General features: G+C 57.8%; 2 protein-coding genes. Both read right to left on the reverse strand.

Translation table 11 applies throughout. The features are described from left to right. Positions 1 to 146: 146 nt before the first annotated feature. Positions 147 to 761 carry a hypothetical protein gene (locus tag WNY61_RS20185; protein WP_342853235.1) on the reverse strand — a complete coding sequence of 205 codons (615 nt, stop codon included), beginning with the start codon at positions 759 to 761 and terminating at the stop codon, positions 147 to 149. 35 nt (positions 762 to 796) lie between these two features. Beyond that, entirely contained in the window at positions 797 to 1,783 is a 987-nt protein-coding gene (locus WNY61_RS20190) for a YHYH protein (RefSeq protein ID WP_342853236.1), read from the reverse strand. Positions 1,784 to 2,415 lie beyond the last annotated feature (632 nt).

The following is a 2,415-nucleotide window of genomic DNA, read 5'->3' on the forward strand; positions in this document are numbered from 1 at the left end:
GCGCTCTACCAGCATGGGACAGAGCGCGCGCAAAGTGGATCGCTCTGGACAAATAGTTAGGATAAACGCGTTATTCACTGAATACGAAGACCCAAAAAAAAACGGGCACGCAGAGCGTGCCCGTTTGAGTTTGTCGAGTTGACTGCTTAGTTTGTGGCAAAGCAGTAAAACAGCCCGTCGCCGCCTGTACCCTGCAAAGCTTCCATGCCACACCCGCGCGACGGATGCGCCGAGTTCCACGCTGTCGGATGATCGCCGCCTCCCGTGCGATCGTGGTGACCGACCATCGCAGAGCCTTCGCCGCTTGTGGTCCAGCCTTCGCAAGCATCGCCAACCAGATTTCCGTCGAGGTCCGAACCGGTCAGGATGTCATGGCGGTTGGGTGTATCGCCGCGGCCATTGATCACTGCACCCGCCTCGGAAATTGCCGTCTCCTTGGTCAGGTTGTTGCTGTCGCTGTGCAGATCCTCGACGCTTTGCGCCACGACCACACCAGCGGCGTTCATCCACGGGCCGGTTCCGATCCGGTCGCGCGCGTTCTGCTCGGCGGAGGACAGGTAGGCGGCCCATGTCTTGCCGGTCACGCCCGCCGCTTCGGCAAGTGTGGTGCAGTAGGCATCTGCGCCTTCCAAACCGCCCAGATCTGCCCCGTTGCCAGGGTTCTCGCTGGTGATGAAAAAGCTCGTATCGGCATCTTGCGCCGATGCGAGAGTCGCGCCCGTCAGAGACAGGGCGGCGGCGACCATTAGTTTGGTGATCATGATGATCTTCCTTTGAGGTTGCGGTTGAAGGTTGTTCAAGGGCGTGGCGGTCGGGCCGTTGCATCACAGACGGCTGTCGGGTCATCCGAGGCACAGCCATATTCTGCGCTCATACAGCCAAGGATCGCGTTCGATCCCGGATCACCAGCATGGTAATGATAGCCCAGGTCGCCCGTCTCATGCCCGTTGCAGCGGTCAAGTTTGGCCGGGGTTGAGCCATCGGTCATGTTTTGCGCAAAGATTTTGTAGCCGTCCATTGCGATGCCGATCTGTCCGCCATGGTCCGACATATCCGAAAGTGTGGTCAGGCAATCAGTCACAGCGTGGTAATGATATCCTGCATGCGGGTTCACATGCCCGCCGCATGTATCAAAGGGGGCGATTGTATAGGCCCCCAAGATCGCGTCAGTCGGGGCGGCAGCAGCCAGAGAAACACCATTGCGCGCGATACCTGCGCCTGCAAATCCGATACTGCGCCCGCGCATAAGCGGCTGGGGCTCAACAGGGATCACATAGGTTTGGGTGGCACCCTCGGGCATGTATTCGACCAAACACTGCACACAGTGATTGGTATAGGCCGGATCGACATCGGGACGCGCGGCGGCAAGGCATGCCTCGAGGCTGTCCGTCACGTTGATTTTGCCTGTCGACGGATCGGATAGCTGCCATTTGTCATCGTCATAGAATGTGGACAGGTTTTGCATGAACGCGCCGTCGGCCACATGGACCTTTCCGTCCTCCAGCCAGATGCCACTTTTGTCCGGCCCATCGGTGATATTGGTCGGACACCACGGGCCTGGGGTATAGCTGGACGGCTCTGCAATCACCGTGATCGAGAAACATGTCGTCTCGGTCCCGCCCGAGAGCGTGCAGTCCACCAACGTTGGGCCCGCAACAATTTGCGCGGCGTCAAAGAAACTTTCAACCTCCGCAAGCGTGCTTTGTGCCTGCACTTGGAACGGGAGTACCAGTACGGCTGCTAAGGTTGTGAGGGCGGTTCGGCGAAGTTGTGGGAAATCCATGCTACTCATCTTTTGATCACTAAATCTTTTATACGGGGATGCCTCCATTTTCCGTCGCTTGAAATCTCGTAAAGTAGTTTGGCGGCAAGACTTTGCCGAATTCGTTCGCCGACGCTCCTACAGTTTTTGGAAAGTTAGAAACGCTACATCGGTATGTGAGCGTGATCAGGGGGAACAGACAGATAGTCCGGCATTTCTGCGGGCGATCTGTTTACTTCGCGCGGGAAGCTTTGGCACTGACCATTGCCAAGGTTATTTGCGCGCATCTCAAACCCTGTGAGAGCCCTGCCGGACAATCAAAACGAAAACTTCAAATCGCTCAAAACAGTTGTGGCGCTATGGCAACCCTGCGGCAACTTTTTTCGCGTCCTTCCTGTGCGAACATGGCGCAGAGAAGGGTCAGCTTGAATGGACCCGTACTGACGTGAAGGAGCCCCCGGCTTGGGGGATTCCGCCGCACCACAGAGCGCTCTGTGTCGCGATCGCGAGCAAATACCGCGTGAGCATTCGCTGCGTAGGCAGAAGGCGGCTCTGTCCGCTCTGCCAATCTTCACCTCCCAAGAATGCTGCACGACGAACGAATGGCCGCTGTGGTGAAGCTGCACCGCAGCGCTCAGCCACGAGGCGAACGG

Source organism: Sulfitobacter sp. AS92, assembly GCF_038900015.1.
Lineage (GTDB): Bacteria > Pseudomonadota > Alphaproteobacteria > Rhodobacterales > Rhodobacteraceae > Sulfitobacter.